Raw genomic sequence first — 25,148 nt, 5'->3', positions numbered from 1 at the left:
GATGGCTAGCCCCCTGAAAATCCGGAAAGAAAACCGAATTCTCGAAGTCACACTCGATCGTCCGAAGGCAAATGCAATCGATCTGGAAACAAGCCGGATCATGGGGGAGGTGTTTACTAATTTTCGAGACGATCCTGAATTGCGTGTTGCAATCATCACAGGTGCCGGAGGAAAATTTTTCTGTCCGGGCTGGGATCTGAAAGCTGCCGCAGACGGTGATGCAGTCGACGGCGACTACGGCAAGGGCGGGTTCGGTGGGCTCCAGGAACTGCGCGGTCTGAACAAACCCGTAATTGCGGCAATCAACGGAATCTGCTGTGGAGGCGGGCTGGAACTCGCGTTGTCAGCGGATGTCATCCTGGCAGCAGATCATGCAACTTTCGCCTTGCCTGAAATACGTTCTGGGACGGTTGCCGACGCGGCTAGTATCAAGTTACCGAAGCGAATTCCCTATCACATCGCGATGGAAATGCTTCTGACAGGTCGTTGGCTTGATGCCGAGGAGGCTGCTCGCTGGGGCCTGATAAATCATATCCATTCGCCTGAGCGTCTCAAGGAAGAGACGTGGAAACTCGCCAATCTGCTGGCGTCAGGACCTCCGCTTGTTTATGCGGCGATCAAGGAAGTCGTGAGAGAGGCGGAAGACATGAAGTTTCAGGATGCGTTGAACCGCATTACCAAAAGCCAATTTGAAACTGTCGAACGGCTCTATCGCTCCGAGGACCAGCTCGAGGGAGCGAGAGCTTTCGCAGAAAAACGAGACCCTGTCTGGAAAGGTCGATAGGAGACATAACATGCCATTGCAGATGAACCGGAAAGTCTTCATAACCTGCGCCGTGACCGGATCAGGGAGCACACAGGACAAATCGCCTCACGTACCCCGCAGCCCGAAACAGATCGCTGATAGCGCAATCGATGCCGCGAAGGCGGGGGCTGCCGTTGTCCACTGTCATGTGCGCGATCCGGAAACAGGGGTACCCTCCCGCAGGCTCGACCTGTATCGCGAAGTAACCGATCTCATTCGTGCTGCTGACGTTGATGTGGTTCTCAATCTAACCGCTGGTATGGGCGGAGACATTGTCTTTGGCCCAACCGAAGCGCCCTTCCCGGTGAATGATTCCGGGACGGACATGATTGGTGGCAGCGAGCGCGTGGCTCATATTGCGGAATGTCTTCCGGAAATCTGCACCCTGGATTGCGGGACGATGAATTTCGCTGAAGCAGACTATGTTATGACCAACACGCCCGGAATGCTTCGTGCTATGGGGGCCATGATGACGGACCTTGGAGTTAAGCCAGAAATCGAGGCTTTCGATACAGGCCACCTCTGGTTCGCCAAGCAGTTGGTGAGCGAAGGAACCCTGGACTCCCCGGCGCTCGTTCAATTGTGCATGGGGGTTCCGTGGGGAGCTCCGAACGATCTGAATACCTTCATGGCGATGGTGAACGCGATCCCGTCAGACTGGAACTGGTCAGCTTTCAGCCTGGGGCGGGACCAGATGCCCTATGCGGCTGCCGCAGTTCTGGCGGGAGGTAATGTGCGTGTCGGACTGGAAGACAATCTCTTTCTGGAAAAAGGCGTATTGGCAACAAATGCGCAACTTGTTGAAAAAGCGGCGTCAGTGATTGAAGGAATGGGCGCGCGCGTCATGGGCCCCGACGATGTCCGGTCCCAACTCGGACTGACAAAGAAAGCTCCAAAATGAAAGCTGCTATTGTCGGTGGTGGTGTGATCGGTGGAGGCTGGGCGGCCCGCTTTCTTCTGAACGGTTGGAACGTTGCGGTGTTCGACCCGGATCCGGACGCCGAACGCAAGATCAATGAAGTTGTCGCAAATGCCCGCAGAAGCCTTCCTTCCCTTTATGACAGGTTGATGCCGACGGAAGGAACGCTGACATTTCACGCGGAAATGGCCGACGCCGTTTCTGGGGCCGATTGGGTTCAGGAGAGTATTCCTGAAAGGCTGGAACTGAAACACAATGTCCTGTGTGCGATATCAGAGCTTGCTGCTGCGGACGCTGTGATCGGGTCATCTACATCCGGCTTCAAACCATCCGAATTGAATGGCAAAGGCGCTCGGGCAATCGTCGCCCACCCGTTCAATCCGGTTTATCTGCTGCCACTTGTCGAACTGGTCGGAGATGCGGGAGTAACCGCCAAGGCTGCCGACATCTTGAAAAAACTCGGCATGTTCCCGCTGATATTGCGCAAGGAAATCGATGCCCATATTGCCGACCGGCTTCTGGAAGCCGTTTGGCGGGAAAGTCTCTGGCTGGTCAAGGACGGAGTTGCGACAACGGAAGAGATCGACGAAGCCATTCGCATGGCGTTCGGAATTCGCTGGGCGCAGATGGGGCTGTTCGAAACCTACAGGATTGCCGGAGGTGAAGCGGGCATGAAGCACTTCATGGCTCAATTCGGACCGGCGCTGGAATGGCCGTGGACGAAACTGATGGATGTGCCGGAGTTTGACGATGAACTGGTGGGTCTGATTGCGGGACAATCAGATGCCCAGTCCGGCCACATGACAATACGTGAGCTTGAGCACCTGCGAGACGATAATCTGGTCGGAATGATGCGCGCCCTCAAAAAAACCGGCAGCGGGGCTGGGGGGGTTATCAGTCGGCATGAGGTCACCTTTCCGGTTCACAAGAACACAGTCCTGCCCGTCACCGTAAGCCGGAAAGTGCCCCAGAGCTGGGTTGACTACAATGGGCACATGAACGAGGCCCACTATCTCGAGGCAGCAGCTGCTGCGAGCGACAGATTCATGGAAATGATCGGCGTTGATGCCGATTACGTCGAATCCGGCAATAGCTATTTCACGGTCGAAACGCATATCCGTCATCTTGACGAACTGAGCGCGGGTGAGCCACTGACGGTTACAACGCAGGTTCTGAATGGTGACGGCAAGAAATTGCACCTTTTTCATTTTCTGAAAGGTGCCGACGAAAAGCTGGCGGCGACAGTGGAGACGTTGTTGTTGCATGTCGACCTTTCGACACGACGCAGTTCTCTGCCTGAGCCGGTTGTGGCTGAAAAACTATCAGAATTTGCCAGCTTGCACGCAAACATGCCGTCTCCGGACGGAATGCAGCGATACGTCGGACAGATACGCTGACACCCTGAAAAATTTCGAAAGCAAAACGCTGCGACCGGACTTCCTGAACACAAGGCCCGAGTCTGAACGCATGAGTTAAGCTGACAACCGTCTCTCGTTCAACGTACTGTTCACAAATTAACACCTAGTGGGCTTCATTCGAACTGATTATCTCATGTTTTCGAACAAAAGCCCTTTGGTTCGCAATTTGGAGAACATCATGAGCACTATCCTTCAAATCGATGCCTCTGCCAGAAAGACAGATTCGGTCACGCGCGCTCTGACAGAGTCCTTGGTGAAAACCCTGATCGGCAAGGATCCCGACGCAAAAGTACTTGTACGGGATGTTTCCCAGGGATTGCCGTATCTGGACGAGGAATGGGTTGGAGCCAATTTCACCGATCCGGCCAAGCGAAGCGCAGAGCAGCGTATGAAACTTGCTTTTTCCGATACCCTGGTGAGTGAATTAAAGTCGGCCGATACCATTGTGATCGGAACACCTATCTACAATTTTTCCGTTCCTGCTGCACTGAAAGCTTGGATAGATCAGATTGCGCGAGCGCGTGAAACGTTCGTTTACTCGGAGAACGGTCCGATCGGGCTGCTGGAAGACAAACGAGCTTATGTTCTTGTAGCTTCCGGGGGTACGAAAGTAGGGTCCGAAATAGATTTTGCTTCTACCTACCTTGAACACGTACTCGGTTTTGTCGGCATCAAGGATGTTACGATTGTTGCAGCCGATCAACTGATGGCCGACCCGGCCAATAGGGACGCGGCATTGGCGAAGACGCTTGAGCTTGCTGCGTAGCAAACCGATTTCCCGGTTGAGATACGCGGTTTGGGCCGGGCACATCAGGCCAGATCGCCCTGTGGATAATTTGCACAATTAAAGGTTGTGCGTATTGACCGCTCGACAACATTCTTTCTTGCAAGCGCGAAGGCCCGCGTCATGGCACCTTGCGCCAATTGTCTTGCCAGAAAAATCGAATGATAACACTCTCTGCCCGCCGACACCTTCTGGTGCGGCTGGCGTGAGTTTCAAGACTTTTCGTTATTACATTTTGTCAGTTTACAAGCATACGCCCTAAAGCGTTATATTTACTCGCATTTCGGACCGGCTTAGATAAGGCCGACCACAATTGCAGCCAAGAATACGAATGCTGCGATAAAGGCAATCCTGTTCAGGTTCCGCGCTAGAGTCATCTGTCCGCTCCCGATTACCTCACTTTGACACTTCAATATTAAGGCAGTGATTTAGGGAAACGAAGCAAAAAAGATGCTGCGATGCAGCGGAAAATTGCGCTTACTGGTTGAACTGTGCGTGTGTTCTATCCTTAAAGTCTTGATCGGTAACGAAATAAGCTGTTGTACAAAAGTCGTAGGTTTGTCTGTTTGGGTCAGATTTTTTTTCATTGCGCCAAATCTCGAATCAATATCAATCGGTTTAAATTGATCCGGAGACGCCGTCCGGGCGGCGAAACACGAGTAGCGTAATGTTAACATGCTCTTGCTAGCTTGAACCGAAGCGCAGTCGGCGCATCGGAGTGTAGATGTTCAATCTTTCGAAACTGGCGGAGCTGGCAAGAGATACAAGTGCTGTCGGCCGCAAGAGCCTGATCAGTACGCTCACTGACCTGTTTGTCAGTTCTGGTGACGACCGTGACGAACAGATCAGCCTGCTATTTGGCGATATCGTTCTGAAGGTGCTGGGTCAGCTCGAAGAAGAAACACGCATGATCCTGGCAAAAAGAGTTTGCCACGAAGAGGGTGCTCCTCACGAGCTTATGGTGAAACTGGCGAAAGATACGATCGCAGTTGCCGAACCGGTACTTGAACACTCCCCAGCGCTGACGTCCGAAGATCTGGTGGAGATTGCTTCCTCTGCATCGATGGATCACCTGGGTGCGATTGCCGGTCGAAAAACGGTCGACAAGACCGTGACGTCAGTGCTGGTTGACCGGGGTGACAGCAAGGTTTTGACGAAAGTCGCGGAAAACGAGGGAGCGGAGTTCGCTGAAGCATCGTTCCTCAAACTTGTCGAAAAAGCGCGTTCCGATGAATCGATTCAGGCGGCGCTGGTCAGTCGCCCGGATCTTCCGGAGGAGGCGGCGCATGCCTTGCTGCCGTTTTTGACATCTGCATTGCAGGAACGGATTACGGCGCTCGGGGCAGACAACACCCTTGTTCATCTGCTGGCGGAAAGAGCAGCAACAGAAGTTGCTGCGCGAACGCACAAGCTGGACGATGCGAGAGAAGAGTCAAACGCGCTCATCAAGGATGTGATGAGCAAGAAGACAAACATTGACGAAGCGGTGAAAAATTTCGCCAGGGCAGACCGTACAGCTGAGCTGGGCATGTTGCTGGCAAGGGTCAGCGACCTGCCTCAAGCGGCGGTATCGCAACTGCTGTTCAGTGCAAGCGACAAGGCATTGATCATCCTATGCAAGGCGAACGGTGTGACCGCGGCTGCCTACAAGGATATTCTGACCATGCGCGCTCGTCGGTTGCGGATGGGTGGGCTGGAGCTGAATGCGGCTATCCAGCGATATGATGCGCTCAGCGAACAGGGTGCAAAGCGTTCTCTGGAGACATTAAAAAAGTCCGGAGCAACTTTCGGCCCCAAGCCAGAGGACGAGAACACCGAAAAATCGAAGCGCCGTCCAAAAAAGAATGTTCCATTTGCCGCCAGCCGATAAGACCTGCAAAGGATGCTAGCCGGTGGAGCGTTGCAGTGTTGCCGTCATGGCAGCCGCGGATATCAAAAAACCGCCACCAACCTTGTTGACCATTCTTAGTAGTGACGGATTCCTGAGTTTTCGTCCGACCGCTGCCGCCGCAAATGCGTAGACCGCAGCGTTCAGAATGCCCAGCACGACGAATGTCGATCCCAAAAGAACGAGCTGGGGAGCAACCGTGGCCTGAGGGGCGATAAAGTGCGGCAGGAACGCCATGAAGAAAACAATGCCCTTGGGATTGAGTGACGTGACGACATAGGCATGCCAGAAAATCTTGCGCACGGGGATGTTCTCCACGTGCTGCACGCCCAAAGATCCCGGGCGGCTGCGCCACATCTTGATCCCCAGCCAGACAAGGTACGCCGCTCCGACCCACTTCAGCAGGGCAAAGGCAGTTGCAGATGCTGCCAGAATGGCGCCCAGTCCCAGGAGTGAGACGGTTGCTGCGGTAGCATCGCCAAGTCCGACGCCCATGACGCTGGCGAACGCAGACCGGCGTCCTTGTGTCAATGCGTAGCTGACGACCAACATGATGGTTGGTCCGGGTATCGCGAGGACGATGAGTGTCGCAAAGACGTAGGCAGTATATAATTCAAGTGTCATTCTGGAGGCTCGACAATCGATATGCGTTGATTGATGCTGGTCGGCAGTCATCCATAAATTGATTCCTGTCGCAAGAGGGTGTTTGCCCATGCTGAAAGTCACAGTTTCCGGATTTGTGATTTGGCCAGTTCTTGCAATGCTATCGGTTCCGGTAAACGCCTTGGAGCCGATGCCACGCGCCAAGCCACTGGAAACCCCGAACAAACAGCCTTTTATCGAGGGTGTTGACCTCCCGCAGCGCAAACCCAATCGGGACAGGGAACGTGCGGAGACACCGATCGCGCCATCTGCAGCCCCAATGAAATGCAACTTGACAGGAGCGACCTATTCTCTGCTTCCGGATATCAACGGAGAACGGTCGGGCGATGCCGGTTGCGGCGTCGAGGCTCCTGTCAGGCTCACGGCGATAATGTACAAGGAAGCTTCCGTAAGTTTCAAAAATCCGGTCACGGTTTCATGCGAGTTTGCAAGGGTTTTGACGAAGTGGCTCCAAATTGACGCCCTGCCTGCGGCTGAGCAACACTTCAAGGCAGGTGTTGGTGTTATTGGCACTGGTCCGGGTTATCAATGCCGCCGGCGCAACAACCTGCCTGACGGCAAACTCTCCGAGCATGCGCTGGGCAAGGCGGTTGATATTTCCGGATTTAAAATGCGCGACGGATCTTCGGTTTCAGTAGAAACGGACTGGGGACAGGAAACCGCGCAAGGACTGTATTTGAAAGCCATTCACAAGAGTGCATGCGAGCGCTTTACGACTGTTCTCAGCCCGGAAGGCGATGAGTTTCACAAGTCGCATATGCATCTGGATATCGGCTGCCATGGCAAGACCTGTACGTATCTGATCTGTCAATGAATTTGAAAATGGATATGGCCGTCATGACGGGCAGCGAAACAACCCTGGAAGCGTATTTTGTCGAACCGAACGGCGAGGGTATCTCGCAAGTGAGGCTCCAGGAGAATTTTTTGAACGCGAGGGTCATGCGCCAACCACGCGATTGCCGCTCGCGTGCGTGCGGGTTCAATTTGAAAATCGTGCCAGAGGGGTTGCAGCCACTCCAGTTTCCATCGCAACGACCGCCACTTTTCGGCGCATGACGTTTCACCGTCTACAAAATCGAAATAGCCGATTGGCGAAGAAGTTTTGCCAGTCAGATAGCCTGTATCGTTGCGATAATAGAAGGCGAGATCCAGTTTTCGCCCATCATCATGGGACAAGTGCGGCAGTAACGGAAAACTGTCAAAAAAGGGGAAACTTCCATCAAGCGCCAACGTGATTGTCCCGGGAAACTGATTAGACACGTTATCTGCAAGTTCTTGCACAACATTGCGCAGTTCAGGCGAGACATAGTTCCGGTTGAGTACGCAATAGACTGGAGACTGCATTTTGAATGCTCCCTCTGACCGACAGTTCAGTGGTACGCGTCCAAACATGGGAGCCACAAACATTGTTGCAATCGTGAGCGCCACATAAAGAGATGCGAACGTTAGAAGCCGGTGTTTGGTCACGAGTGCAATCAACCAGGCCACCCCGCCGATCTGCGTGAGCAGGGTCAAGAAACAGACGATTGAACCATGAAGAATAGCCCGATGCATTGAGCTAAGAAGCGCATCTGACTTTAAGATTGTCAATGCCAATCCAGTAGTTGGGCCTTGCCAGTATCACGAGTTTCGCAGGTAAAAAAATGCAGCAGACGGGAGGTCAGTTCGGCTGACGGTTTGCCTGCTGCCGGAAGGTGCGGGACGAACTCGGAAAGTTACTGGCAGAAACGCTGCTCGCCCCGATAGGTGGTGTAGGTGCCGGTCGAGGGATTGAAGGACCGGAATTTCGATGAACAGTACTGGTACCAGGCCGGGCTCCAGGGCTGGTATCCGACCGCGCCGTGAACCTGGCCCGGGTAGGGCGCAGGTGGGTAGTAGTTCGCCGGCGGGGGTGGGGGCGGTCCAGCATAAGCTGGCCGGTTTGCGGCTCCAAGAAGGATTGCGCCCGCGGCGAGACCGATCACACCTGCTGCAACGGCTGCGCCAACGTTGTTGTTGTTTCTATGACGTCTGTGGTTGTAGTGGTGCCCACCGTGATGATGACCGTTCCAGCCTCGTTTCGGACCGGCTTCGGCTGTTGCAATTGTCGGGACCAATAAAGCGCCGGACAGGGCGACGGCAATCAGGCTTTTGCTCATTTTTTTCATCGGTTGTTTCTCCAGGTGCCTGCGCCTTACTGTCTGGCGCCGTAGCTGACGAATGAACAATCGCACAGATGCCCTGAACCGGTTCTGATGTGGCCGTTCATCTTGCGTTCAGGTTTCTGCTGTGGTGTTTCTTGTTCCGGAGGGAGCTATTCGAGACGCGGCATGAGTGCAGGAGACCGGTTTGGAACCAGAAGACAAAAACGAAAGAGAACCGCAGTCAGTAGTCAGGGAAACGGATGACGCGTCGCGTCGGCTGGCAAGGACCCTCCTCCGGAAGGCCCGTTTCGGTGCACTCGCTGTTTTGGAAGCGGGCACAGGACTTCCGCTTGCCAGCCGTGTTGCTGTTGCAACGGACCTCGACGGGACGCCCGTCATATTGACCAGCACCTTGTCAGGCCATACGGCCGCGATCCTGGAAACACCGGTCTGTTCCCTCTTGCTCGGGGAGCCCGGGAAAGGCGATCCGCTTGCCCATCCCAGAGTCTCCCTTTTCTGCAAAGCGCACCGGATCGAGCGTGGTGGCGACGTTCATCAACGACTGCGTCGCCGCTACCTGTTGCGCCATCCCAAAGCCGAGCTCTATGCCGATTTTGGCGACTTTTCCTTTTTTCGGCTCGAGCTCGAACGGGCAAGCCTGAATGGCGGCTTTGGCAAGGCTTTTGAACTTCAGTCTGAAGACATGCTGTCACCGCTCGGCGATGCTGAAAGCTGGATTGCGATGGAAGGTGGTGCAGTGACACACATGAATGAAGACCACGCCGACGCCGTCAAGCTTTATGCTGAAGTGCTGTGCAAGGCAGAAACTGCAAACTGGCGTCTCGCAGGTCTTGATCCCGAAGGGTTGGATCTTGTTGCTGGCGACAAGGTTGAGCGGCTGTGGTTTGCAAATGTTCTCGACCAGCCGGAAGAAGTCCGCCCGGTGCTTGTAAACCTGGCCAGGGAGGCCAGGGGCGCCTGAGTGTTGCCACGGCATCACCTGGAGATCGTGCTTTCCCGGTACCTCTTGTCCATCCCGTCAGCATCGGCTAAAAAACCGATCCGTTTTTCAATCAGGATGATCGTCTTGCCTACACTCTGACCGGTCTTCGTATCCGCTGGTTACTCGCAGGAGTGACCCATTGACTTGTTCGTCATGAGGCGGATCGGGACCGGTGTGGCTTGGCCTTGCCGTATTGTTTTCCGATACGCCACAACATCCTGAATATCCAACACAGCCAGACCGAATTTCGCCGGCTCTCCAGCCGGCAGGATCCCGACCGCCCGTCGACGGACTTCCCTTTGCGGGAAGACCGACGGAATGTCATTGTTATCAAGTGTTGAATGGACTGTCCTGACAACCGAATCCCCCCAAATCAAACACCCCTGTCGCCGCTGTGGCGCAATCAGTTCGTTTGCCTCGACCGGTAAATTCCGGCTGAACGCGAATGGTAGCCGGTTGGATGCCTGGCTGATCTACAAGTGTCTTGCATGTGACAATCGCTGGAACCTCTCCCTCTTCGAAAGACGACCGGTCGGGAACATTCCGCGTGATCTGCTGGTATCACTTCAGGAAAACGACGCGTCCCTTGCGCACCGAATTGCCTCAAATCCTCTCGCCAATTCGGCTTGTGTAGCGTCGGGACATGGTTCCGAATTCTCGATCACAAAACGGTTGCAGGTCCGCACGAGCGAAAACGGTTCTCAATCAAACCTGACCATCTTGAATCCGCTGAAGTGTCCGGTGCGAATGGACAAGGTATTGGCACAAGAGCTGTCACTTTCAAGAAGCGTGGTACATGAACTGGCGGAGGAAGGAGCGATCTATCTGCCATTGTGTTCCGGCAAGGCGATGAAACGACCGATCAAGGAAAGAACAGTTGTTGAGATACGGTCGACACAGTGCACGCGCGTATCTGATCTGAATTACAGATTGATGAACTTTCCAAAGATGGAGTGAGGCGCATCCCTCGAAAATGTCCTGAGCGGGAGCACCTTCCGTTCAGGACACTCCGGTTGCGTCACGCAGCTCTCAAATGGCCCAGGAAATCGGCGAGACCGTTTCTGATGGTGTTGATCTGGGTCGATACGTCGTCAACCCGGCCTGCGACTTCTTTCACCCTTTCACCGGAAACCTGTGCCGCCTGATTGACCTCAGTGATGTTCATCGAAATATCAGCACTTCCCTGGGCAACCTCGGATGCATTCTTGGCGATTTCAGCTGTCACCGCATTTTGTTCCTCTATCGCCGACGCGATACTTGAAACCTGTTCGCGAATTGCGCTCATGGATGTGACGACCCTGGTAATGGCGTCCGAACAGGTGGCTGCCCCTGATTGAACTCCGCTGAGTTGTGTTCCTATCTGGTCAGTCGCCTGGCCAGTCTGATTGGCAAGGGCTTTTACTTCGGACGCAACAACTGCGAAGCCCTTGCCGGCCTCTCCGGCTCTTGCGGCTTCAATTGTTGCGTTGAGGGCGAGCAGGTTTGTCTGGTCGGCGATGTCGCTGATCAGCTTCAGCACTTCTGTTATTTCTTCCGCGGCTGAGGAAAGCTGCCTGACAGTTTGATCCGATGTTGCCGCTTGCTCTGACGTGTTTGTGGTCGACGTGTTGGCGAACGTTATCTGGCGACTGATTTCCTGGATCGAGCTGGCAAGTTCCTCTGACGCAGAAGCGACGGATTGAACGCATGCTGTCGCTTCTTCTGCTGCGGCAGCAACGGTGTTGGAGCGTTCAAGGGTTTCATCACTGTTTTTTGCCAGTTGGTGAGCGCCATCCGACAGATGCTGCAACGCCGTGACAACAGCCTCGCAACTCGTCATCAACTTGCCTTCAAGTTCATCGGCCAGCCGTAAACGAGTGTCGCGCCGGTCGGCTTCTGCCTGAGCTTCTTCTTCACGGGCCTGTTCCTGCAGGCGCTTCATTTCGATCACGTTATCCCGGAAAACCTCGAAGGCCTGGGCGACCTTGCCGATTTCATCCCGTGAACGTACTCTTACGCTTACATCCGTATTGCCCCTGGCAAGCTCGAACAGTCCTCCGGATACCTCATTGAGAGGCTTTGAGATCATGAAACGGGCAAAGAGAACCGAACCGATTCCGCAAAGCAGAAACGTGGCAATCGATACGACGGTTATTTGACGAAGCGCCTGCTTTTCATGCGCTTCAGCTGCCAGCGCGGCGGCTAGTGTAAATCCCTCGATTTCTTCAAGCAGAGCGATGAGTTCGTGATCAAGACGTTCCTGTTCTTCCTCCAGGGTGATCAGGAGTTTGTTTGCCGCCTCAAGGTCGTTCTGTTCAACATAAATCATGATTTCGTCGACATGGAGCTTGTATGTCGCATATTCCCGTTCGATCTGTTTCAAACGATCGACCGCCATTTCAAACTCCTTGCGCTCAACTTCCGTGCTCGAATTGGCCAACGCATACTCAGCCAGTTGCTCGGCTTTCAAAATTTCATCTGCGACCTTTTTTTCAAGTTTCTGAAGATGCTCCTTCATGGTGCCGAAATGTGATTTTTCGGCTTCATCGCTGACACCGGCGATGCGCATCATGCGTTCAACGAGCACTGCCTGTTCCAACTGATGATTGGTCACATGACTGATAGCCTCGGTAAGCGGAATGTCCTTTTCCGCAATGTTGGCCAGTTCCTTGCCGATGAGGTTCATTTGAATGATTGCAACCGCGGCAACGACGACCAGCCCGATACATAGAAACGCAACCAGTGAGAGAATTTTCGCTGCAACCGAATTTGAAATCGGATTTGAACCTAGCGTCATCGTTTCTCTCACAATCCGCGTAAAGGCCTTATGACCGTTGCGTAATGTGTTTAATTTAAACGAGGGAGCGCTGAAGATTCGGTTAATTTCGGTTGTTGTTCAAGTTGTATTTTTCACTTACTGGTAGAAATATCAATGCAATTGTACAATAGCGTGCATGGTGAGCGGCCGCAAAGATTGCGGCCGTTTGTGACGTGTGATTGGCGGAAACAGGTCATGGTTTGCCCCAGCCGCCTGCAGTGGGTGTAATGACCGTAACAGCCTCGCCAGCGTCGAGCACCGTCTGATCGCAGCCCTCCAGCACTTCTATCGAGCCATCGAGGCGACGTACCTGGGTTCGACCCAGTTCTCCATCTTCACCGCCGTTCATGCCTTTGGGCCTGATTGTCCGGTGCGAGGACAGGATGGCGCAGTCCATTTTTTCAAGGAAGCGCACTGTTCGCCATGTGCCGTCGCCGGCAGACCATTTTCCCCTGCCGCCAGACCCCTTCCTGATATGGAAATCTTCCAGGAGAACGGGAAACCGGAATTCCAGAACCTCCGGATCGGTCAGGCGTGAATTTGTCATGTGGGTGTGAACGCCATCGGTACCGTTGAACCCAGGTCCCGCCGGTGAACCCGAACAGATGGTTTCGTAGTATTGATAGGTGTCGTTGCCAAATGTCAGATTGTTCATCGTGCCTTGCGCGTTCGCCATGGCACCAAGCGCTGCAAAGACCGTGTTCGTGACATGCTGCGACGTTTCCACGTTTCCCGCAACGACGGCGGCCGGATAGGAAGGGCGCAGCATGCAGTCGTCGGGAATGATGATGTGGATCGGTTTGAGACATCCGGCATTCATCGGAATGTCGCCTTCAACCATCACGCGGAAGCAATACAAGATTGCTGCTCGTGTAACGGGTTCCGGAGCGTTGAAATTGTTCGGCTTGACCGGTGACGTACCCGTGAAATCGACCGTGGCTTCGCGACGCTCCTTGTCGACGGTAATCTTGACGCGAATCTCGGATCCCTGGTCTGTCGGGTAGACATATTCGGAATCCTTCAAGGCTTCGATCACCCGGCGAACACTTTCTTCAGCATTATCCTGCACGTGGCCCATATAGGCCTGGACGACGTCCAGTCCGAAATGCGCCACCATTTTCCTGAGTTCCTGAATACCCTTTTCATTCGCGGCAATCTGTGCGGAAAGATCAGCAACGTTCTGATGCGGATTTCGCGCCGGGTAGGGGTGATTGGTCAGCAGATCGATCAGTTCCTGCTCACAGAAACGACCTTCGTCGACAATCTTGAAATTGTCGAAGAGGACCCCCTCTTCATCCACTTTCGTGGCGCGGGGTGTCATGGAGCCGGGAGCGGATCCCCCAACATCCGCATGGTGGCCGCGAGAGGCAGACCAGAACAGGATGTCTTCGCCGTCGTCATCGAAAACAGGGGAGACTACTGTGATATCGGGCAGGTGTGTTCCGCCATTATAGGGCGCGTTCAGGGCAAAGACGTCACCTGGTTTTATCTTGCCCTTGTTCAGCTTGATGATTGTTTCGACGGAACGATCCATGGAACCCAGATGAACCGGCATGTGTGGTGCATTGGCGACCAGGGCACCATCTGCATTGAATACGGCACAGGAAAAATCCAGGCGTTCCTTGATATTGACCGAGTAGGCCGTGTTTTGCAGCGTGACGCCCATCTGCTCGGCGATCGACATGAAGAGGTTGTTGAAGACCTCAAGCATCACCGGATCCGCATGCGTGCCGATGGCATCGGCGCGCTTCAGCGGCACCACCCGGTTCAAGACAACATGGTCTTTGGTGTTGATCTCGGCCTGCCATCCGTCTTCCACGGCAATTGTCGCGTGGGATTCGATGATTACGGCTGGCCCTGGAAACTTCATGCCGGGCTTCAGGGTTTCGCGCCGGTAGATGCCGGCGTCATGCCAGGCACCTTCCGAATAGGTTCTTGTCGATGTTGCCGGAACCGCTGCGTGGGGCTGCAGGTCGAGATCTGGTTCGACAAGGCCGGCGCCACCGCCTGCCGTTTCCAATTCCATCGCTTCGACGACCACAGGTTTGTTGTCGTAAGCAAAACCGAATTGCTTCTTGTGAGACTCCTCAAACGCCGCGCGCATTTTTTCGACAGTGCTCAAGTGAACCGGTAAAGGTGTATCCGTGCCGTCATAGCGCAGGTGAACGATTGCAGTCGTGTGGCGTTGGTGTTTGGCAATCTGCTGACGTTCCAGCTCTGCTTCCGTCACTATTGCGAGCTGATCCCGCAAAACGTGCAATTCCGGCATCAGCTTTTCGGTCAATACCTTGACAACCGCCTTCTGACGGTCGGCACGGATATCCGCGAGCCCCATGCCATAAGCCGACAAAATGCCGGAGAACGGGTGCAGAATAACGGTTTTCATGCCGAGGCTGTCTGCAACGCGGCAGCCGGTTTGACCGCCCGCACCGCCAAAACATGTCAGTGCGTATTCTGTGACGTCATAACCGCGCTGCACCGAGATTTTCTTGATGGCATTGGCCATGTTCTCAACGGCAATCTTCAAGAAACCGTCGGCGACCTCTTCGGGCGAACGGCCATCGCCTATCTCATTGGCAAGATCCGCGAATTTCCGCCGGACAACCTCTCCATCGAGTGGTTGATCCTGGGTCGGTCCGAAAATCTTCGGAAAGAACTCGGGTGCGAGCTTGCCGGTCATCAGATTGGCGTCGGTCACAGTGAGCGGACCACCACGACGGTAGCAGGCAGGGCCGGGGTTCGCGCCGGCAGAATCCGGTCCTGCCTGAAACCGCCCGTCCGTGTAGTGCAGGATGGAGCCGCCGCCGGCAGCAACCGTGTGGATCATCATCATCGGCGCGCGCATGCGGACACCGGCAACTTCGGTCTCGAAGGCGCGCTCGTATTCACCGTCGAAATGACAGACGTCGGTGGAGGTTCCGCCCATGTCGAAGCCGATGATCTTCTCGAACCCGGCCATGCGGGAGGTTTCCACTGCGCCGACCACGCCTCCTGCGGGGCCGGAGAGGATCGCGTCTTTTCCCTGAAACAGATCCGCGGCGGTCAGGCCACCTGAAGATTGCATGAACATCAGCCGGGGGCCTTGTCCAAGCTCCTGCTGCACCTGGTCGACATATCGGCGCAGGATCGGGGAGAGATAGGCGTCCACCACCGTCGTGTCGCCGCGGCCGACCAGCTTCATCAGCGGCGAAACCTCGTGCGAAACCGAAATTTGCGGAAACCCGATCTCTTCTGCGGTCCTTTTCAGGATCTGTTCGTGCGCCGGAAAGGCGTAGGCGTGCATCAGGACAATCGCAATGGAGCGGATACCGTCGTCCCAGGCCGACTGCATTTGCGTTCGGGCACTATCTTCATCAATGACCAATTCCACCGTGCCGTCCGCACGGACCCGCTCCGGAATCTCATGAACACTTTCGTAAAGGAGTTCAGGCTTGATGATTTCCTTGGCAAAAATCTTCGGACGAGCCTGGTAGCCGATTTCAAGCGCGTCGCGGAAGCCCCTGGTGATGAAGAGTGCCGTGCGCTCACCCTTGCGCTCCAGAAGGGCGTTGGTGGCAACGGTCGTTCCCATCTTCACCGTCGCGATTTTCTCCGACGGAATCGAGGCACCGGCATCCACGCCGAGAATCTCGCGAATTCCCTGAATGGCTGCGTCCCGGTACGCTTCGGGATTTTCAGACAGAACCTTGTGCGGGTGGAGAGTGCCATCAGGTGCGCGTCCGACAATATCGGTGAATGTGCCACCTCGGTCGATCCAGAAGTCCCACTTGGATGTCATGTTCTATCCCTTTGTCCTGCCGGTCGTTCGCCAGTCGCGTGGAGCGACAACGCAATTTGAATTTTGGTTTCGAATTACAATGACACTTTATCGATAAATTGTCGATGAAAATCTGTTAGAGGTCGCTCGCGAATGTCTTTTGCACCCGATACGGTATCGTTTTGAAGACTGATCAGCGTGTGTTCTGGTTCGATGTCAGGAGGGTGAGTCCGCTTGCTCCCCAACCGAATGCCCGGATAGCCTCGCTCCCGCCGTTGCTAAGGAAGATTTCGGCTGCCTTTGAAGTCTCTTGCTCATTGCTGTGAACCAGAAGCAACCATGTGGTTGACTCTTTTTGCGTACCCAAGCTTTCCTTCAATTGGTCGAGCGCTTCTACGGCTTTGAATTGGTCCGGGTCGCGCAGGTAGTAGCTGAGAACTGGTGCGGCAAAGCCCTTGTAAAGGAGCAACCGGTCTTCCGGACTGCTGTTTTCCTCAAAATATTCAGCGATTTGACGCCATTCCGGCCGGATCTTGGTGTTCAGGGTGAAATCCAGCTGCGGATAGGTTAGCACTATCGCGACACATACAAGAGCAACAGGCGCCAGACGGGGAAGCAACCGGGTGGCTCCAACCGCAGCGAGCACGATCAATCCGGGCCATGCGGCGATCAGATACCTGTCGAACAGGATTGGTTGCAGAAGCACGGAATATAGATAGGCGAGGACTGCTGGCCCCAGAGTGAAGGCGAGGCAGACCATGATCTCTTGGCGTGGTGCGGAAGCATCTGCATTTGTTCGGGGCGGACTGAAAAAGGCCATCAGGACACCAGTGAGGGCCAAACCAGTCAGCACCCAGAACAGAGCCAACGAGCCAGCAAGCCCGAAGACCAGCGTTTCCAGAAACGGAAGATCAGGATAGGCAATCCAGAAACCTTCGTCGGCGACTGACCGGGCGCGTTTCAGAAGCAGATACAGCCACGGCAAAAACGAAATCGTGCTGGCAGCCATTGCCAGACACACCACGACTGCATTGTTTCCGGCTAGGCTCTTCGTGCTGCGGATTTGGGCGAGCGCAAAACTCGCGCAAACAATACCGACACCGGCAAAGGCGAACAGTGCGTAGACATGGCTGTAGAGAAAGCAGGTGCCGCCAAAAACCAGCAGTATGATCCACAACGATGAAGGTCGCTGAAGGACCTTCAGTACAGCAAACAGAAAGACGAGGCCGCAGGCCGCCAGCAAGGCATACATGCGGGCTTCCGTAGAATACCAGATGTGAAGCGGCGACAGCGCCAGCAAGGCTGCGGCGAGCAGCCCGGCTTCCCGTCCTGCAAGGTGCTTTCCGATCAGGTAGACAAACCAGACAGCGAGGACGCCCAGAAATGCCGAGGGCATCCGCAACGCCATTTCACTGTCTCCAATCAAAGGCATGGCGAGCCACAAAATGACATTGTGCAACGGTGGATAGTTGTCTGCGGCCACCGATGCCAGGAGTTCGGCCAATGTTCCCTTCGACTGGCTCCACGAGACCGCCTCATCATACCACAGGCTGGTTCTGTCCAGTTCGTAAAATCGGAGGAAGGCGGCTATCATCAAAATGACGACTAGCAGGATACCTGCGGCAGGGTTGGTTGGTTTTTCTCTTTCTGCCAGCTGCACGCCATCAGATCCTGGTTGATCGCTTGAGAGTGAAAGCTAGACAATTCAGTTGCATGAGGAAAGTTTATCTTCGTCGGGGATTTCAGCTCCGGTGGATTGTCGCTAAGCTATTGACGCTGTTTTAAGGATCCGAACCCTGAAAGTCTGACGTTTGAGCGAGAAATCCACCCCAAAGACCAAACCGGACACCGGTGCAGCCATCGGACCGGTGGTTTCGGCGGCTCATCTGGCCTCCGGTGCGATGCCGGCACTTTCTGAAATCGAATTTGCCGTAACGATGATGGTCAATGCCTATCATCGATGGATGGTCCGCTGCATGGCGGCCAGTGGCTCGGAGGGCCTTGGCCCGCTGGATGTGCTGGTATTGCACACGGTCAATCATCGCGGTCGCGCAAAAACGCTTTCCGATATCTGCCTGGTCCTGAATATCGAGGACACGCATACGGTCACCTATGCGCTGAAGAAACTCGTAAAAGCCGGACTGATCAGTTCCGGTCGTCGCGGCAAGGAAAAAACCGCGGAAATTACCTCGAAGGGTGAGAAAGCCTGCCTGGAATACAGGAGATTGAGGGAAGCGCTACTGGTCGAGCCAATGAAGGCGCTGGGCCTCGATGAAAGCGAGCTTTCCCGGTTGGCTGCCACTATGCGGCTGGTCTCGGGAAACTACGATCAAGCAGCTCGGGCCGCTGCTGCCATGTGAGAAGATCGATAGATTGCGACACTATTGTGCGTTGCAAACTACAAGATTTCTTGTAAGGTCGAAATATGCAGGAACAGGCAGCCATATCAGCGCTGGGTGCGCTCGCACAGGAAGATCGACTTGCGGCTTTCAGGCTTCTCGTCACGCATGGACCGTTGGGACTGCCGTCGGGCACGATCGCGGAGAAGTTGGATGTACAGCCGACGCGGATGTCATTTCACCTGACCACGCTGGAACGGGCGGGCCTGTTGAATGCGCAAAGGGAAGGGCGGCATATTCGCTATGCGGTCGACTATGAACAGATGAAGAGCCTGCTGAGTTTCCTGATGGAAGACTGCTGCGGCAACAATCCCGAGATTTGCGGCCTGTCGCACTCCAATATCCTCAAATCATCAAGTCTTTGACGAAACAGGACCAAAATGACCATTACGATCTACCACAATCCGAAATGCGGAACATCGCGCAATACTCTGGAAATGATCCGAAAATCGGGTGTGGAACCTGATGTCATTGAATATTTGAAAACTCCGCCCAAGCGGGAGGAACTTGTCGACCTGATTGGGCGCATGGGCTGTTCAGTGAGGGACCTCCTGCGCCAGAAGGGTACGCCTTATGATGAGCTGGGACTTGGCGAGGACAAGTGGTCCGATGATCAGCTGATCGACTTCATGCTGGAGCATCCGATCCTGATCAATCGACCGGTCGTTGTCAGCGAAAAGGGTGTTCGCCTCTGCCGGCCGTCTGAAAAGGTTATGGACCTTCTTCCAGCTGACCTTGGTTCCTTCACCAAGGAAGACGGGGAAGTGGTGTCCTCCGGTACCGCGAATGACTGACCCTTTATTGAATGCAACCGATCTGCCGAACATTTCATCCATCGACTTGGACGCGATAGCACCTTCGCGTCGGGACGCTGCCGGGCATGAAACTCACCGGCCCCGTGTCCTTCTGCTTTACGGATCGTTGCGCGAACGTTCTTACAGCCGCTTTCTGGTGCTGGAAGCTGAAAGACTGCTCAAGGCATTTGGTGCCGAAACAAGGGTGTTTGATCCTGCAGGCCTGCCCCTGCCGGACGATGTTGGCATCGACCATCCCAAGGTCGCCGAATTGCGTGAGGCCTGTACATGGTCGGAAGCACAGGTCTGGTGTTCGCCGGAGCGCCACGGCGCGATGACTGGCGTCCTGAAATCCCAGATCGACTGGATCCCGCTCAGTACGGGCGCGATCAGGCCGACGCAAGGGAAAACGCTTGCGCTGATGCAGGTTTCCGGCGGATCGCAGTCGTTCAACGCGGTCAATCAGATGCGTGTTCTCGGCAGGTGGATGCGCATGGTGACGATCCCGAACCAGTCATCGGTGCCCAAGGCCTACCAGGAGTTCGATGATGAAGGCCGCATGAGGCCTTCGCCGCTCTATGATCGTGTCGTGGACGTCATCGAGGAATTGATGAAATTCACCTATCTCGTTCGCGGCAGATCGGATTATCTGGTCGACAGGTACTCGGAACGCAAGGCGGCGCGTGAAAAGGACATGGCGCTGGAACAGGTTGCCCAGGGGGCCGGACTCTAGATCCGACGCAGTGATCGCCTGCATTCATGCTCTCGCGAAGACGCAGCTCAAACGGTCGCTGTCTCGTTTTCTTCTTCTGAAGTTTCTTCCGGAGCGGCAAGCGTTGCGTATTGCGCAAGTTGGGGCGAAAGCGAAATTTTTGGCGGCGGCAGGACTTGCTTCCGTTTTTGCGGAAACCAAAATCCGCCTTCCTCATTGTGAGGGAAGATCGGGTAGGCGGCTTCGTGCTTTGCCACGGTGCCCGGTTTGCCGAACATATAGCCTTGCACGAGATCACAGCCAGCGGCGCTCAGGAGAATGGCCTGTTCTTCCGTCTCTACTCCCTCGGCCGTGATGGTCACGTTCAGGGACCGACCCAGTCCCACGATGGATGTGACGATGGCATCCGTGCTCGTGTCCTTGCCGAGGTTCTGGATGAAGGCCTGATCGATCTTGATCTTGTCGAACGGGAAGAGACTGAGATAGCTCAGTGACGAATATCCCGTACCGAAGTCATCCATAGCGATTGAAACGCCCATGTCGTGGATCTGACGCAGCGTCTCGATCACGGCTTCCGTGTTGGATATGAGCAGGCTCTCGGTGATTTCGATTTCCAGGCGCCTCGGGTTAAGTCCGGACTTGTTCAGTGCCTGCGCCACTCTTTTCTGTGTTTCACCGGCGACGAACTGCCCAACTGAAACATTGACCGCTACCTTTTTGCTCTGATCTTCCCAAAGCATTGCTTCCCGGCACGCGTGGTTCAACACCCAGGTGCCGATTTCGTCGATCAGACCGCAGTCTTCAGCGATGGGGATGAAAAGATCGGGTCGGATTTCCCCTTTGGTGGGGTGCTCCCAGCGAACCAGAGCTTCGTAACCTCGCAGCGTACCGTCGCGCAGCGCGTATTGTGGCTGGTAGACGAGCTTGAACTGGTCAAGTTTGAGTGCCTTGGCGAGCCCGTTTTCGACTTCCTGTCGCTTTTGGGCTTCCGCGTCCAGACCAGGCGTATACCAGGAGAATGTGGACCGACCGTTGTGTTTGGCATGATAAAGCGCAAGGTCCGCGCAGTGAAGAAGACGGGAAACCCGCCAGGAACCGTCTGTGGCACGCGCAATGCCAATGGAGAGCGAAAGCTTGATATCCTTGCCATCGATAATGCAGGGTGCGGAAGTCGCTGCAATCATGTCTGTGGCAAGTCGCGTCATGCGTGCCGGATCTGAGATCGAGGTCAACAAAACTGCAAACTCGTCACCTGACAGGCGTGCCACAAGGTGTTTGTGGAAGACCGTCTGCAAGCGTTCAGCGACGATCTGCAAAAATACATCTCCAATACCGTGACCGTGCGTATCGTTGATTTCCTTGAACTTGTCGACATCGATCAGCATGACGCCGACATTCGACGCCTTGGCCTGTGCACTACGCAGTGCTCCAGCGAGCCTGGCATTGAACACAGCCCGATTTGGCAGGCCCGTCAGAGTGTCATGATGGGCAAGGTACTGAATGTTACTGTTCGTGCGGACCTGATCATAAAATCGCATCCAGAGCAGAATGGCGGCCAACGCGAAGGAGAGCAGGCACAGCACGCCGATTGCCGCGCTGATTGACCAGATCAATCCTGAAAGGTTTTCCAGAATACCCGTTTGCGTCACCAGCAGAACGAGACTGGGTTCGACGACATCCGCTCGTTTCGGATTGTAGACGACAATGGCATTGGAACCGAACGCTCCGAGCCAGGTCATGTCCGGAACAACGGTCAGGGCCCGGTCCGAATTGAAGGCGGCCCAGGCGTGATTGAGGGTGCGAACAGACGTAAGCTCATTCTTTGCGAGCCAATCTATCTGCGCAAAATCCGGAAGGTTCGGATTTTCGGCGGACGCGCCCGCCGGATAGACAAGCGCCTGGTTCAGAATGATCGAGTCAGCATGATGCCGTGCCAGCATCTTTTGGAATTTTTCGCGTGTTTCACCAGACATCCGGGCGGCAGCGCTGCTTTCGGCAGGTGGTGAAAGGCGTAATCCTTCAAGCTTCTGGCTGGACTGCGGTTCGAGCTCAACAGCGTAAGTTGCCAGAGCGGTCTGGATATCGGTTTGCTGGTCAGCATAGTTCTGCTCCAGACCACTCACCAGGAGCCAGTGAGTAAGCAGGCGATTGCTGACATAAACCCCAAGCGCCAGCGCAAGCACCAGCGACATGGATACCAAAAATATGACAATGTTGCTTCTGACGAGTGGGATTGCCATCCGGCTTGGTACCGTTTTTCGAACACTTGTATCGCGATCGTAAGCAGAAATCCTTTAACCATCATGAATCTGAGGACATTCTCTTTAGGTTTTAACGAACTTGCAGAGAAGCTGTGGAATTCGCTGCCGTTTCAGGAATGCGTGCTTCGTTCAGCCTTGCTTCTAGTCAAAGCTGACAAGTGCCGATAAGAGTGTGAAGAAGCTTTGATTCGCCACCAACCGGCGAGTTTTGTCGCGCCGTTTTGGACATAGTGGGAGCTTGTAGGTGAGCGTCTGGAGCAGTATCGGCAGCATTGTCAGCTCGATCGGAACTGGCGGCGCTCAAATTATCGACCGGCTCGTGCAGCTTGTCCTGGCGCGCCCGGAAGGCACAAACAGTGTCGGCTTCACCGTCGCGATGATCGCACTTTCCGCAAAAATGGCCAAAGCCGACGGTGTCGTGACGACCGACGAGGTTCTTGCGTTCCGCGAACTTTTCGAAGTGCCGCCCAGCGAAGAACGCAATGTTTCAAGGCTGTTTAACCTGGCGCAGGAAGATGTCGCCGGCTTTGAAGTCTACGCAAAGAAGCTGGCCGATCTTTTCCCATATGATCACAAGACCTTGCTCGATATACTCGATGGGTTGTTCCACATTGCAAAAGCTGACGGTGTCGTACACGAGAGCGAAGTAGGCTACCTTTCCAAGGTGGCCGAAGTTTTCGGTCTGGATGAGCGGGAGTTTGGCAAGGTTCTGGCCCGGCATGTTCGGAACGACGGTAATCCGTACGTGGTACTCGGATTGGGACCGGAAGCCAGTGACGCGGACTTGAAGTCCCATTACCGGCGGGAAGTCCAGGAGACGCATCCCGACCGTCTCATCGCACGGGGTGTCCCGGAAGAGTTTGTCCGAATTGCAAACGACCGACTGGCAGCCCTCAACGATGCATGGGCAAAAATCCGCGCGGAAAGGGGCATATGAACGTCGTGACGGACACCGGTGTCGATGCAAGGGTTCATCCATCACCAAACCACGGGCCGCGGGCTCAGGATGCGCCGATTGACATGCTCGTTCTTCACTATACCGGCATGGAGAGCGCTGAGTTGGCGTTGCAACGATTGTGCGATCCGCGTACGGAGGTCTCCGCCCACTATTTTGTGTATGAAGATGGGACCATTCTTCAATGCGTTCCAGAAGCAAGGCGTGCATGGCATGCAGGACGCAGTTTCTGGAAAGGCGAGAAAGACATCAATTCTCGGTCGATAGGGATCGAAATCGTCAATCCTGGCCACGAATTCGGCTATCGCCCGTTTCCGGAGAGTCAGATTGATGCGGTTGTCAGGTTATCGAAGGATGTCTGCCTGCGTCACGACGTGCTTCCCTGGATGGTTCTTGCACATTCGGATATCGCGCCTGACAGGAAAGAGGATCCCGGGGAGAAATTTCCCTGGAACAGGCTTGCTGAAGCCGGTGTCGGACTTTATGTCGAACCGCACGCGATTGTCGCCGGATTGCTGATGCAGGAAGGCGACAGAGGTCAACCGGTGGAAGCCTTGCAATCGATGCTCGGGCTTTACGGCTATGATGTCGATATCAATGGTGTCTTTGATGAAAAGACACGTCATGCCGTGAAAGCGTTTCAGCGTCACTTTCGGCAGGAAAAAGTTGACGGCGTCGCAGATCATTCGACCATCGAAACGCTTAATCTGCTTCTGCGGCGATTGCCGACTTTCTCGGTGTAGGCCCGGATGCCGGTCACACAAGACCGGGAAGGCCAGGCTACCGGATGCCGTTCACAATAGGTGCCTCGACCCACCCGTCACCATCGATTTTTCTATTTTGCACCGCAGCAAATTAGATAACTTTGCTGCAGTGCGTCATGAATGGTCTTCAGTTTGTCTGCAAATTGCCGGATGCACGGCAAGATTTCGTCACAAACCCCGTTTTTTTCCGATTTGGGCCTGATTTTTTGGTAAATTTCTGTAACAATTTGAAATAAATCGTGATTGGATTGCGCTAAATTTCGTCCCACAGGTCCTGCATTTCTCCGCTCCGAAATTAACCAGAATGAAAACCAAAAGGGCTGGACGAATGTTACGGTCATTCAATAAACTAACTGGGGCGCTTTGCCTTTTCGCCTTTGCAACCACTACGATTGCACCCGTCGCGATGGCAGCCGGTTCGGGGTCGGATCCGATCCTCCACGTCATCGACCCTGAAAAAATGAAGAAGAGTGCCGAGAAGCTGGCATCGAGGGAACAGGTAGGCTCCGGTTCGGACCCGATCCTGCATGTCATTTCTCCGAACACGGAAACTTCCAAGAACAAGAAGGCGACCAAGACCGCCGCCAAGAAGTCCAGTCCGAAAAAGACCAAAAAGAAAGCGCAGGTCAAACCAGCTTCTTCCAAGAAGACGGTCAGAGCGGCAAATGCTCCGGCCAAGAAGCAGGAGTTTTCCAGGTTGATCCGCAAGGCAGCAGCGAAACACGGTGTTCCCATCAGAATTGCGAAAGCGGTCGTGGAAGTGGAAAGCAACTTCAACCCGAGAGCACGCGGCCGGGCGGGTGAGGTCGGGCTGATGCAGATCAAACCTGCAACCGCGCGAGGTATCGGCTACCGTGGATCCACGAAAGCTCTTTACGATCCGGCGACAAATATCGAGTGGGGCATGAAGTATCTCGCCGGTGCCCATGAACGGGCCAACGGTGATCTTTGCGGCACGATCCTGCGTTACAATGCGGGTCACTATGCGAAGCGGATGAATCCAGTCAGCCGTCGGTATTGCAGCAAGGTCAAGCGCCTCATGTCGTCCAGCTGATCTATTGACCAGGTAAGTGAGGTCATTGATTTCTAACTGGATGATTGAACTT

Annotated in this window: 22 protein-coding genes; 15 read left to right on the top strand and 7 right to left on the bottom strand. The window is 54.6% G+C overall.

From position 1 onward, the window contains the following. Nucleotide 1: 1 nt before the first annotated feature. From LA5095_RS18000 to LA5095_RS17980, 5 genes are all read left to right on the top strand, one after another. Entirely contained in the window at nucleotides 2–784 is a 783-nt protein-coding gene (locus LA5095_RS18000; RefSeq protein WP_055117403.1) for a carnitinyl-CoA dehydratase, read from the top strand. Nucleotides 785–794: 10 nt separating this feature from the next. Further along, on the top strand, nucleotides 795–1,706 hold the full coding sequence (gene bcoG, locus LA5095_RS17995; RefSeq protein ID WP_055117401.1) for a 3-dehydrocarnitine:acetyl-CoA trimethylamine transferase BcoG: 912 nt from the start codon (nucleotides 795–797) through the stop codon (nucleotides 1,704–1,706). After that, nucleotides 1,703–3,121: a carnitine 3-dehydrogenase gene (locus LA5095_RS17990; RefSeq protein ID WP_055117399.1), complete on the top strand. Its 1,419-nt coding sequence runs from the start codon at nucleotides 1,703–1,705 to the stop codon at nucleotides 3,119–3,121. The genes bcoG and LA5095_RS17990 overlap by 4 nt, the downstream gene beginning before the upstream one ends. 199 nt (nucleotides 3,122–3,320) lie before the next feature. Beyond that, nucleotides 3,321–3,908 (top strand): FMN-dependent NADH-azoreductase, encoded by a 588-nt coding sequence (locus LA5095_RS17985; protein WP_055118024.1) that lies wholly within the window; start codon nucleotides 3,321–3,323, stop codon nucleotides 3,906–3,908. 742 nt (nucleotides 3,909–4,650) lie between these two features. Beyond that, nucleotides 4,651–5,796, top strand: a complete 1,146-nt coding sequence (locus LA5095_RS17980; RefSeq protein WP_055117397.1) for a DUF2336 domain-containing protein — start codon at nucleotides 4,651–4,653, stop codon at nucleotides 5,794–5,796. 15 nt (nucleotides 5,797–5,811) lie between these two features. Here the strand turns inward: LA5095_RS17980 and LA5095_RS17975 are convergent, their stop codons facing one another. Further along, the gene (locus tag LA5095_RS17975) at nucleotides 5,812–6,438 is read right to left on the bottom strand and encodes a LysE family translocator (RefSeq protein WP_055118022.1); all 627 of its coding nucleotides are present in this window, start codon (nucleotides 6,436–6,438) and stop codon (nucleotides 5,812–5,814) included. 88 nt (nucleotides 6,439–6,526) lie between these two features. Between LA5095_RS17975 and LA5095_RS17970 the strand changes: the two genes are divergently transcribed. Continuing rightward, nucleotides 6,527–7,291, top strand: a complete 765-nt coding sequence (locus LA5095_RS17970; protein WP_055117394.1) for an extensin-like domain-containing protein — start codon at nucleotides 6,527–6,529, stop codon at nucleotides 7,289–7,291. On the opposite strand, the gene LA5095_RS17965 is transcribed toward LA5095_RS17970, so the two are convergent. Together LA5095_RS17965 and LA5095_RS17960 are read right to left on the bottom strand one after the other, a co-directional pair. After that, on the bottom strand, nucleotides 7,285–8,067 hold the full coding sequence (locus tag LA5095_RS17965; RefSeq protein ID WP_306360892.1) for a hypothetical protein: 783 nt from the start codon (nucleotides 8,065–8,067) through the stop codon (nucleotides 7,285–7,287). The two genes, LA5095_RS17970 and LA5095_RS17965, sit on opposite strands and share 7 nt — an antisense overlap. Nucleotides 8,068–8,192: 125 nt before the next feature. Next, the gene (locus LA5095_RS17960) at nucleotides 8,193–8,624 is read right to left on the bottom strand and encodes a BA14K family protein (RefSeq protein ID WP_029060927.1); all 432 of its coding nucleotides are present in this window, start codon (nucleotides 8,622–8,624) and stop codon (nucleotides 8,193–8,195) included. A gap of 181 nt (nucleotides 8,625–8,805) precedes the next feature. On the opposite strand from LA5095_RS17960, the gene LA5095_RS17955 reads away from it, so the two are divergent. Together LA5095_RS17955 and LA5095_RS17945 are read left to right on the top strand one after the other, a co-directional pair. After that, nucleotides 8,806–9,582 (top strand): HugZ family pyridoxamine 5'-phosphate oxidase, encoded by a 777-nt coding sequence (locus tag LA5095_RS17955; RefSeq protein ID WP_104703753.1) that lies wholly within the window; start codon nucleotides 8,806–8,808, stop codon nucleotides 9,580–9,582. 339 nt (nucleotides 9,583–9,921) lie between these two features. Further along, nucleotides 9,922–10,560 carry a DUF1062 domain-containing protein gene (locus LA5095_RS17945; protein WP_082442871.1) on the top strand — a complete coding sequence of 213 codons (639 nt, stop codon included), beginning with the start codon at nucleotides 9,922–9,924 and terminating at the stop codon, nucleotides 10,558–10,560. Between the two features lie 61 nt (nucleotides 10,561–10,621). On the opposite strand, the gene LA5095_RS17940 is transcribed toward LA5095_RS17945, so the two are convergent. From LA5095_RS17940 to LA5095_RS17930, 3 genes are all read right to left on the bottom strand, one after another. Beyond that, nucleotides 10,622–12,379, bottom strand: coding sequence for a methyl-accepting chemotaxis protein (locus LA5095_RS17940; protein ID WP_055117384.1), 1,758 nt, complete (start codon nucleotides 12,377–12,379; stop codon nucleotides 10,622–10,624). A gap of 214 nt (nucleotides 12,380–12,593) precedes the next feature. Continuing rightward, complete coding sequence (locus LA5095_RS17935) at nucleotides 12,594–16,178, bottom strand: hydantoinase B/oxoprolinase family protein (protein WP_055117383.1); 3,585 nt, start codon at nucleotides 16,176–16,178, stop codon at nucleotides 12,594–12,596. A 172-nt stretch (nucleotides 16,179–16,350) separates the two neighbouring features. Beyond that, the gene (locus LA5095_RS17930; protein WP_055117381.1) at nucleotides 16,351–17,817 is read right to left on the bottom strand and encodes a glycosyltransferase family 39 protein; all 1,467 of its coding nucleotides are present in this window, start codon (nucleotides 17,815–17,817) and stop codon (nucleotides 16,351–16,353) included. Between the two features lie 241 nt (nucleotides 17,818–18,058). Here LA5095_RS17930 and LA5095_RS17925 point away from each other — a divergent pair, with 241 nt between their 5' ends. The 4 genes from LA5095_RS17925 (at nucleotide 18,059) to arsH (ending at nucleotide 20,083) form a co-directional block, all read left to right on the top strand. After that, entirely contained in the window at nucleotides 18,059–18,517 is a 459-nt protein-coding gene (locus LA5095_RS17925) for a winged helix DNA-binding protein (protein ID WP_208992769.1), read from the top strand. Between the two features lie 65 nt (nucleotides 18,518–18,582). Then, nucleotides 18,583–18,921: an ArsR/SmtB family transcription factor gene (locus LA5095_RS17920; protein ID WP_055117379.1), complete on the top strand. Its 339-nt coding sequence runs from the start codon at nucleotides 18,583–18,585 to the stop codon at nucleotides 18,919–18,921. A 15-nt stretch (nucleotides 18,922–18,936) separates the two neighbouring features. After that, entirely contained in the window at nucleotides 18,937–19,350 is a 414-nt protein-coding gene (arsC, locus tag LA5095_RS17915) for an arsenate reductase (glutaredoxin) (protein WP_055117377.1), read from the top strand. Continuing rightward, nucleotides 19,343–20,083, top strand: coding sequence for an arsenical resistance protein ArsH (gene arsH / locus LA5095_RS17910; RefSeq protein WP_055117375.1), 741 nt, complete (start codon nucleotides 19,343–19,345; stop codon nucleotides 20,081–20,083). Before arsC ends, arsH begins: the two co-directional genes overlap by 8 nt. 47 nt (nucleotides 20,084–20,130) lie before the next feature. Here arsH and LA5095_RS17905 read toward each other — a convergent pair whose 3' ends face one another. Next, entirely contained in the window at nucleotides 20,131–22,302 is a 2,172-nt protein-coding gene (locus tag LA5095_RS17905; RefSeq protein WP_082442870.1) for a putative bifunctional diguanylate cyclase/phosphodiesterase, read from the bottom strand. Nucleotides 22,303–22,567: 265 nt separating this feature from the next. On the opposite strand from LA5095_RS17905, the gene LA5095_RS17900 reads away from it, so the two are divergent. From LA5095_RS17900 to LA5095_RS17890, 3 genes are all read left to right on the top strand, one after another. Continuing rightward, nucleotides 22,568–23,260: a J domain-containing protein gene (locus tag LA5095_RS17900; RefSeq protein WP_055117372.1), complete on the top strand. Its 693-nt coding sequence runs from the start codon at nucleotides 22,568–22,570 to the stop codon at nucleotides 23,258–23,260. Then, on the top strand, nucleotides 23,257–24,021 hold the full coding sequence (locus LA5095_RS17895) for a peptidoglycan recognition protein family protein (protein ID WP_055118020.1): 765 nt from the start codon (nucleotides 23,257–23,259) through the stop codon (nucleotides 24,019–24,021). Before LA5095_RS17900 ends, LA5095_RS17895 begins: the two co-directional genes overlap by 4 nt. Before the next feature lie 481 nt (nucleotides 24,022–24,502). After that, nucleotides 24,503–25,096: a lytic transglycosylase domain-containing protein gene (locus tag LA5095_RS17890; RefSeq protein ID WP_208992768.1), complete on the top strand. Its 594-nt coding sequence runs from the start codon at nucleotides 24,503–24,505 to the stop codon at nucleotides 25,094–25,096. Nucleotides 25,097–25,148 lie beyond the last annotated feature (52 nt).

The sequence above is a fragment of the Roseibium album genome (assembly GCF_001404515.1).
Lineage (GTDB): Bacteria > Pseudomonadota > Alphaproteobacteria > Rhizobiales > Stappiaceae > Roseibium > Roseibium album.
The sequence above is the reverse complement of the archived record's forward strand: the minus strand, read 5'-3'. Positions and strand labels throughout refer to the sequence as shown.

What these genes read in the sequence shown, in the direction of transcription:
- LA5095_RS17980 (WP_055117397.1), top strand. Translation starts at nt 4,651, where the DNA reads ATGTTCAATCTTTCGAAACTGGCGGAGCTGGCAAGAGATACAAGTGCT.
- bcoG (WP_055117401.1), top strand. Translation starts at nt 795, where the DNA reads ATGCCATTGCAGATGAACCGGAAAGTCTTCATAACCTGCGCCGTGACC.
- LA5095_RS17925 (WP_208992769.1), top strand. Translation starts at nt 18,059, where the DNA reads ATGCCGGCACTTTCTGAAATCGAATTTGCCGTAACGATGATGGTCAAT.
- LA5095_RS17970 (WP_055117394.1), top strand. Translation starts at nt 6,527, where the DNA reads ATGCTGAAAGTCACAGTTTCCGGATTTGTGATTTGGCCAGTTCTTGCA.
- arsH (WP_055117375.1), top strand. Translation starts at nt 19,343, where the DNA reads ATGACTGACCCTTTATTGAATGCAACCGATCTGCCGAACATTTCATCC.
- LA5095_RS17960 (WP_029060927.1), bottom strand. Translation starts at nt 8,624, where the DNA reads ATGAAAAAAATGAGCAAAAGCCTGATTGCCGTCGCCCTGTCCGGCGCT.
- arsC (WP_055117377.1), top strand. Translation starts at nt 18,937, where the DNA reads ATGACCATTACGATCTACCACAATCCGAAATGCGGAACATCGCGCAAT.
- LA5095_RS17985 (WP_055118024.1), top strand. Translation starts at nt 3,321, where the DNA reads ATGAGCACTATCCTTCAAATCGATGCCTCTGCCAGAAAGACAGATTCG.
- LA5095_RS17940 (WP_055117384.1), bottom strand. Translation starts at nt 12,379, where the DNA reads ATGACGCTAGGTTCAAATCCGATTTCAAATTCGGTTGCAGCGAAAATT.
- LA5095_RS17905 (WP_082442870.1), bottom strand. Translation starts at nt 22,302, where the DNA reads ATGGCAATCCCACTCGTCAGAAGCAACATTGTCATATTTTTGGTATCC.
- LA5095_RS17895 (WP_055118020.1), top strand. Translation starts at nt 23,257, where the DNA reads ATGAACGTCGTGACGGACACCGGTGTCGATGCAAGGGTTCATCCATCA.
- LA5095_RS17945 (WP_082442871.1), top strand. Translation starts at nt 9,922, where the DNA reads ATGTCATTGTTATCAAGTGTTGAATGGACTGTCCTGACAACCGAATCC.
- LA5095_RS17920 (WP_055117379.1), top strand. Translation starts at nt 18,583, where the DNA reads ATGCAGGAACAGGCAGCCATATCAGCGCTGGGTGCGCTCGCACAGGAA.
- LA5095_RS17990 (WP_055117399.1), top strand. Translation starts at nt 1,703, where the DNA reads ATGAAAGCTGCTATTGTCGGTGGTGGTGTGATCGGTGGAGGCTGGGCG.
- LA5095_RS17975 (WP_055118022.1), bottom strand. Translation starts at nt 6,438, where the DNA reads ATGACACTTGAATTATATACTGCCTACGTCTTTGCGACACTCATCGTC.
- LA5095_RS17890 (WP_208992768.1), top strand. Translation starts at nt 24,503, where the DNA reads ATGAAGAAGAGTGCCGAGAAGCTGGCATCGAGGGAACAGGTAGGCTCC.
- LA5095_RS18000 (WP_055117403.1), top strand. Translation starts at nt 2, where the DNA reads ATGGCTAGCCCCCTGAAAATCCGGAAAGAAAACCGAATTCTCGAAGTC.
- LA5095_RS17935 (WP_055117383.1), bottom strand. Translation starts at nt 16,178, where the DNA reads ATGACATCCAAGTGGGACTTCTGGATCGACCGAGGTGGCACATTCACC.